Raw genomic sequence first — 7,802 nt, forward strand, 5'->3', positions numbered from 1 at the left:
AAAGTTCAACGGCTGCTTTACCTAACAAAGCGGTCGCAGTAACTAAGCTTTCTTCGTCAAAATCAAACCGCGAATCATGATGCCCTGCTGACAACTCGGTACCAACCATCAGGTAGGCAGCCTGTCCGCCTTTTTGCTGAACCCGTTCCATGAAATAGGTACAATCTTCGCTGCCGCCGATATTTCCTTCCGGCAATATACTTTTAAATAAATTGCTCTTTGCAGCAACCTGCTGTAAACGCTCGACAAGCTCAGGCGTATTAGTGCAGTTAGCTGCACCGCCCATCGGCGACAAAACAAGTTTAACATCATACATCGCAGCTGCTGCCTCTAAGATTCTAAGCGCTCTATGGTACATATAATCGTTGATTTCGCTGGTAGTCCCGCGTGTTTCAAGTTTCAATATCGCCTTGTCCGGTATGACGTTGCGCCCGGTTCCAGCCTGCAATACCCCGACATTGATACGCGAAGCCCCTTGGCTGTGGCGGGAAATAGCGTGCAGATTAAGGGCAGCCGTGGCCGCCGCCAGTAATGCATTTTGACCGGTTTCCGGCGCTGCGCCGGCATGCGCAGGGACGCCGGTATAGACTGCATCCAGTTTCGTCGTCGCCAAGAAGCCTACTGTGTTGCAAGTCATCGTGCCAAATTGCTTCAACCCGATCCCCAAATGCAGGCCAACAAAAAAATCCACGTCATCGACAATACCGCGCGAAACCATCGCTTTCGCGCCTCGTACCCCTTCCTCGGCAGGCTGAAAAATCAGCTTCACCGTGCCGGCAAGTTCATTTTTCATTTCAGCCAAAACCTCTGCCAGGGCTAAGCCGATCGAGGTATGACCATCATGCCCGCAGGCATGCATCGCTCCCGAATTGACCGAAGCAAACCCTTCACGCCAAGGCCTATGTTCTTCCAGCATCGCTTCCATTACATCATTTGCATCCATATCAAAGCGAAATGCTACAACCGGTCCTGGTTGAGCGAAATGCATCACGCCCATTACACCGGTTTTCCCCCCCTGCATTCTGCCTACCCAGTTGGGCTCAGCCCCTTGGGCTATAGCTCTTTCCTGATGGTTGAGCAATTCCTGCTGGGACGGTACTCCCATCATAACCTCAGCATCAATCACCGCTTCGCCCACTGTCACTTGATAGCCAAGGCGTGTTAATGTTTCAGCCACAATAGATGCTGTACGAAATTCCGTCCAGGCCGTTTCTGCATGTTTATGTAAATCGCGGCGGCAATTGACAAGCTGCTCCTTTTTTGCTTTCACTAATTCCAAAATGTCCGTATTCATTCATTAATCTCCCTCGTCAATTAAGTTAATCCTGACAATTGGGTATTGTGTATAATACGAAAACGCAAGCTGTACACCGCTGTGCGCTGTACAGTCTTGCATCTTTGATTATGTTTCCGTTTTTTAGTGCAATTTTATTAAAACAGCCTCTTTTTTCCTGCCATTAATACATCAAAAGGGCCATACCGATAATCATAGATCCCACCATCGGCAGCCAGTTGCGTTTGGTAACTTCCATCGGATTAACGCCGGCAATACCGGCTACAATGATAGTAGCGCCAGCAATCGGAGACATCGTACGCCCAAGCGTACCGCCTAAGGTAGCCATACTGCCCATTTGCATAACTTCCATGCCAAAATCCGCTGCATGCGGCGTAACTGCCTGATTGAAAGCCATTGTGGCCGCATCGCCGGAACCAGTGATAAATCCCAAAAGAAAAGGCCCGACGGCAGCACACAACTTGACAATAGTCGGATTATTGAGCATAGCGTCAATAAAGGCCTTGACTAGCCCCATTGCGGTCAAGCCAGACACAAATACCCCGGCCGCAATGATAATGCCGATTATTTCACCGTATGCTTTGCCCATACCGTCAAAAAAGGCATTGCTAAGGCCGACAGGATTTTTCCTGGTAACTACAAGAGCCAGTGCACAACCGATAATCATAGCCTGCGGCACATCAGTTTTTAAAGCAGGCACCAAGGTAGCCCCTAAAAGGAGCAGCAGAATCGGAAACATCGGCATCAGGGCATAAAGCAGATTGACTTTAAAGGAGTTATCCACTTCCAGTCCTTCTGCGTGGTATCCTTTGTGTTCTTTTCTATAATAGGCAATAGCAGTAATTAAAATCGCAGCAACAATCAGTGACGCAATATTGGCTTTGAATTGAAAGGCAATTACTTCCATAACCCCTACACCCGCAATTTTTGCTACAACCGGATTATGTGCCAAGCCTGGATTAAGCATACTACCGTATGTACCACACTTGACCGCTGCTGCCGCCATGGCAGGATGCACACCTGCAGACATCATCAGAGGTACAAAAATTGCGCCTGCCGCCGCCGCTGTTCCTGCCGCACTCGGCAAAGCCACATTGACTGCAAAGGTAGCAATCACCACGCCGGGAATCAAAAGCGGGCGAACTTTCCCCAAACCACTGGCCATCAGATTGATTAAATGTTTGTCACATTCGGTAAACCGCATAACCATAGCAAAACCCATAACAGAACATACAGCCTGAATCAGTCCGGCATTTGTCATGTCTTTGGCAAATGCATTCAAAGCAGCCATCGGGGTGCCGGCCACACAGGCCATAAGAACACCAGATACTAAAAGCACTAAGCGCGCATCGTAACGTTTGACTAAAAAGTAAATCGTAATAATGACCAAAATCACACCAATAGTCAGCATCATACCCAACACCTCTCCCCTCATCGCTATGAAATTCGTTACTCCTTATTTCTGCAGCCCTTTCTCCTTTCCGTCTTTTTTTTAATTAGACAAACAGAGTAAACAGTACGCCAGCATTCCGTTTTCAGTCCATTTACGGTTATTTCCTTAAACAGTAATTAAAAAACGAGTTTTTACTCGTACTGTAAAACAAAAGCCCTCGTACAAAATACGAGAGCTTCATTGCTATGTGATATAGTATACTTGGTTTTATGGTCCTTGTCAATATATTTTAGATGAATTTTATCTTGATTATGTAAAATGCTCCAGCAGTAACTGTAACTTGATTTTATAGAGTTTACGCGGTCGTCCTTTAGCAATCATCTCTTCTCCGGCAAATTCAGCCAAACCATTCTCCACCAAAATAGTTAAGATTCTTCTGGCGCTGCGGGCCGTAATGGTCAGATAGGCAGCTAGTTCCTCTGCCCCAATCGTATCCGTATCCAATTTATCAATCACAGCCAGCAAACGATTTACAGTAGTGACGCTGAGGTTCAGCTGATCAGCCACGCGCTTACAGGACGCCGCATCCGCCTGCACGGAATACTTAAGATGGACTGCCGAGCTTAATGGGCCGATCACTTCCCGCTCATCGGTTACCGCCATCCATAATCCCTTGCCTTTCTGCTGTGCCATGCCCAGCGCACGAAATGCATTTTGTTCGGCATCATAGGCCGTAACACCAAAACCAATGCCGCCGCTAACTGCAGCCTTTACCTGGCAAGCTATTTCTTCTAGGATAGGAATAATGGTAAGTTCATTGGTACTGTCTTCCAATATGCCACGAGTAGAGTACAAAGTATACTGACCATCGCCCCGACTTACGAGAGAACCTTTCAACATTTCAGCATAGTCGACTAAAATCTTGTATAAACACATTTCCATGCGCTTCACATTATAGCTTGAACTGGCCCGTACTATATTATCGTATTCATCAATCGCAATTTCTTGTATTGCCAATTGACTTCCTTTAAATCGTTGTGCCAGACAGGAATTTATTGCCACATCCAACGTGGTGCGAATATTGCTCCGTGTCGACCAAACACGAAAAACAGGCACCCCTAATTCTTTTAACTTTTCATACGTTGCCAAAAAACAAGTAACGGCAATATCGATCTTGCCTTCCTGCCATAGTTCATAATGATGATTCGCAAACCCCTTGGCCGAAGCTACGTCGGAAAACGGTTTAACATATATGGTAGGCAACGGTAGATTTATATCCTTAAAAGTTTCTTCTACCTCGACCTGACTATATGTATCAAAGCTAACCCTATGCAGCTTCAAATTTTCAATATATGTGATTTCAAACAATGCCCGATATAAACTAGAACCGGTATGTGGAAGATAAAACAGCGGCTTATGTGTGGATACAGACAACGCATAGTGGTAGGGCACAATACCCGAGAATAACCACATATCAAACTCCGGACAACGTGCCCGCATAATTTCCGGAACTTGCGCTGCGTCCTGATAGACAATACCCTGCGGCAATAAGATATCAATTCGTTCCAATGCTACCGCGTAGGCTAAGGCCACCGAATCAGAAGGCCCGACAATAGCCATTCGTATTTTTTCCATGTATTTGATTATCTCCAATTCTTTTCTATCGCAATGGTACAGCCTTTAAATACCTCCAACATTCTTGTTAAAGCTCTACCGTGTACTTTTTTACTCACTTTTCCATTATAACCTATTTTCATATTTTGCGCATAGGCTGCACTTCAACAGGTGGTAGGGCGACTAAAGAAACAGGAAAAAAAGCCGCTATTTATCTGCAAAGATTGCTGACACATAGCGGCTTCTTCATCTTGAAATAATGTCGGTCTCATACCTAATTCATGTCCGTTGGTCCAATATATTTAATAATCTTGAGCTATCCGGACACGGGGACGGTGGTACTGTCTTGCCTTTTTTCAATAAATCTTTCTTGAAGACACAACCACCGTCCCCTGTAAGATATAGTACAGAAGGGTTATCCATTTTGGGGTAGAAAAACTCCGAACAATCAGTTTCATGTATAATTAGGAAGAAGGATATGAATGTCCCTGTCCCAGGGAAGAATTTTTCTATACCCATGACATTAGACGATTCATCCATTTCCAAAGAATTTACGTTTTAGCTGGTTGGGAGCTTATTCCCGCTTCACGTGCAAGGTTGTAATCTTTGATATGGAATGGATAATCCTTCAATATTTTTCTTGGGGGCCTCTTATGATAACTAATCGTCCAGTTATTGGTATTGATGTAGCCAAAAGTTTTTGTTATTACGCAGCCGTTTCGCCAACCTGTACAACATTTCTAAAACCATTTAAAGCCCTAAATACCAAGCAAGGACTATTATTCGTTTTAGGGCAAATAAGAAAAGTGGAAGAAGCATTTAGTAGTAAACCGGTCATCGCCTTAGAATCCACGGGTCACTACTCTCAACGCATCGTCCACTTTTTCTTGAAACAGGGGTTTGAAGTCTACCACATCAATCCCCTTATTTCTCATTCTATCAAAAATTCTGTTGTAAGGAAAGTTAAGACAGATCAGGTTGATGCTCTTGAGTTGGCAAAATTGTTGTTTATTCACAGTTTTCATCCCACAACTATGCCAAAGGAACAGCTTGCGAATTTGAAGGTTTTGACAAGAACAAGAGGTCAGTTAGTACAACAACGAGTCGAATCTCTCAATAAATTGCAGTCTAGCATTGAGCAGATTGCTCCACTATTTCCCGATGTCCTCAATCCTGGATCACTTACCGCCCTGACTCTTCTAAACAAGTTTCCTTTGCCTTGTGAGTGGACCAGGAATGCCAATCAAAAGGCCATCCTTGCTATGCTGGAAACTTTACCTCGCAGGGGTAAAGTATACGCTCAACAAAAATATGCCGCCTTGCAATCTTGTGCCGACGATGCCCAGGTTACCGGCATATCGCTAGAGGCCTATGCCTGCACGGTACGTTGCTATGCTAATATAGTTCAGTCGTTAGATGTACAGATTAGTGTGATTGATGAGCAAATTAAGGTGCTTTCCGAACAATTACCAGAAGTTACGCTATTAAAAACCATACCCGGTATAGGCAATACATTGGCCCCTATTATCCTTGGCGAAATAGGTGATATTGACCGATTTATGAACGCTAAGCAGTTGGTGGCTTTTAGCGGTATTGATCCATCCGTTAAGCAATCGGGTAATTTTGTAGGTACTAAAAATAAGGTAACCAAACGAGGATCGCCATTTCTACGCCATGCCCTTTATATTGCTGCTACGACATCTATTCGAAAAGAATTGAAAGGATCACAGGTTAACTCAGTGATTTACGAATATTACCAACGGAAAATTGAAATGAAAACCAAGAAACAAGCTCTAGGCGCTGTTATGAACAAGTTAATACGTATCATATTCTCGGTATTGAAGAGTAAACAGTCATTCCGTTTAATTACCCCTGAACAACAAGTTGAAATGTATCAAAAAATCCTACAAAAAGCGGCCTAACGAAGAAGAAAAACCAAAACATTACCTATTCCCTTCTCAAATATTGTTCGGTATTGGGAAAGGTTTTATTTCTCTATGCGTAAATTTCTTTAAACAAAAAATCAGAAAAAGACTTGACATTAATTAGCTGGTCTTCGTCTTTTCCCAATGTCCCGGCTGCCAGGAATGAGGTACAGGTTCTCGCCAACCTCGACGCAAGCGTCGTCAAGCCTGCATTGCTGGCGGAGCAAATGAAAGATGCTGCCGCCTTCGTAGCGCCTGGCAAATAGATTTTGCTGAGGTCGCACTGGGAATCGAGGTCCACCATCAGGACCATCGTTCCCATTTTCGACAGTTCGTAGGCGATGTTGCCTGAAATGACCGTCTTGCCCACGCCGCCCTTACGGTTGGCGATGCTAATGATTTTCATAGGGATTCCGTAGTGTCTACGGCTACGTCTACTTAATTTTTTGTTTTGGTAAAAACCGTGCTATTTTTCCTTATTTCAGCTGAAAGATAAGCAATAAAGAAGTATCCCCTTTTCTGAGGATAACACTTATTTTAATATGCTTCCTATTCTCTTTTGAAGTCGTAATATAGCTCATCCGCATATTTTTGCTTTTTGAAATTCAAATAATCCAAAATGACACTCGGTTTTTTTATTATATACCAGTCTCCTAGTCTATCGAATTTTCTACACGAAGTCATTAGACGGGGCTTAGAAATATTCATAACTTTTTTCCCACATTTTTCACCCCAGTGCCTTAAGCGTATTGAAAAATCTATATCCTCCGCAATGCGAAGATTTTCATCAAATCCACTTATCGCCTCAAAATCTCTCTTAAAGCACCAAAAAAGCCCTCCACAAATCAATCCATGCTTTATAAAAATCGCACTAAACACAATGATTGCGGATATCATTATTCCTAATGACAGTCTCTCTGTTTTTAGCACAACTCCACCACCAATATATTTGCCACTCATTAGCTGCTTTTCTATTTCGACCAGCATAGTCTCGTCCATCCAACTATCTGCATCTATAGTAATCAGGATATTCCCTCGTGCAACCTTAGCTCCAGCATTTCTAATTTTTGAAAGATTTCTACTGTCTTCTTTTACTATAACGCAATTGTAAGATAGTGCTATCTCTTCAGTTCGGTCCGTACAACGGTTTAACACTACGATTACTTCAACTTGATCTTTATAAGGCAAAGATGCAGCAATAACCGAATTCAGACACTTTTTAATATATCCTTCTTCATTGTAAGCAGGTATTATGATAGAAAACTTCAGCTTTGCTTGCGCTTGACCGTTAATCAAACTTTTTTCCGCAGGCAAAATCATACTAGGTGCATTTTCAAGTGTACCTTGTGCCAATATATACTCTACACTATGTTGTAACGCATTCACTTCTCTTTTTTGTATTATAAAATGGCAACCTATTCCTGTCAGAATAAAACCCATGATAAAAATTACCATTATTTACCTCCTCTTCATTTTGAGCATTACTGACATTGGCTAAGATGAAATGCTCATTGAAGTAAGGAAAACACTTTGATTTCCAAGGAAGAATCTGAAGAAAAACAGAAAGCAATAAGAG

Annotated in this window: 6 protein-coding genes; 1 reads left to right on the forward strand and 5 read right to left on the reverse strand. The window is 43.2% G+C overall.

The window, feature by feature from the left end:
• The 3 genes from VN379_RS03035 to VN379_RS03045 form a co-directional block, all read right to left on the reverse strand.
• Window positions 1–1,294, reverse strand: a 1,294-nt coding sequence (locus VN379_RS03035; RefSeq protein ID WP_325530660.1) for an amidohydrolase, incomplete at its 3' end; no start/stop codon positions are given.
• A 163-nt stretch (window positions 1,295–1,457) separates the two neighbouring features.
• On the reverse strand, window positions 1,458–2,705 hold the full coding sequence (gene dcuC / locus VN379_RS03040; protein ID WP_414714949.1) for a C4-dicarboxylate transporter DcuC: 1,248 nt from the start codon (window positions 2,703–2,705) through the stop codon (window positions 1,458–1,460).
• Between the two features lie 291 nt (window positions 2,706–2,996).
• Window positions 2,997–4,322, reverse strand: a complete 1,326-nt coding sequence (locus VN379_RS03045) for a GTP cyclohydrolase (RefSeq protein WP_325530664.1) — start codon at window positions 4,320–4,322, stop codon at window positions 2,997–2,999.
• A gap of 632 nt (window positions 4,323–4,954) precedes the next feature.
• On the opposite strand from VN379_RS03045, the gene VN379_RS03050 reads away from it, so the two are divergent.
• Entirely contained in the window at window positions 4,955–6,223 is a 1,269-nt protein-coding gene (locus tag VN379_RS03050; protein WP_325526473.1) for an IS110 family transposase, read from the forward strand.
• Between the two features lie 73 nt (window positions 6,224–6,296).
• On the opposite strand, the gene VN379_RS03055 is transcribed toward VN379_RS03050, so the two are convergent.
• Window positions 6,297–6,632 carry a ParA family protein gene (locus VN379_RS03055; protein ID WP_325530666.1) on the reverse strand — a complete coding sequence of 112 codons (336 nt, stop codon included), beginning with the start codon at window positions 6,630–6,632 and terminating at the stop codon, window positions 6,297–6,299.
• A gap of 143 nt (window positions 6,633–6,775) precedes the next feature.
• Window positions 6,776–7,681, reverse strand: coding sequence for a glycosyltransferase (locus VN379_RS03060; protein WP_325530668.1), 906 nt, complete (start codon window positions 7,679–7,681; stop codon window positions 6,776–6,778).
• Window positions 7,682–7,802 lie beyond the last annotated feature (121 nt).

Origin of the sequence: Sporomusa sp. (genome assembly GCF_035561255.1) — a bacterium.
Classification (GTDB): domain Bacteria; phylum Bacillota; class Negativicutes; order Sporomusales; family Sporomusaceae; genus Sporomusa.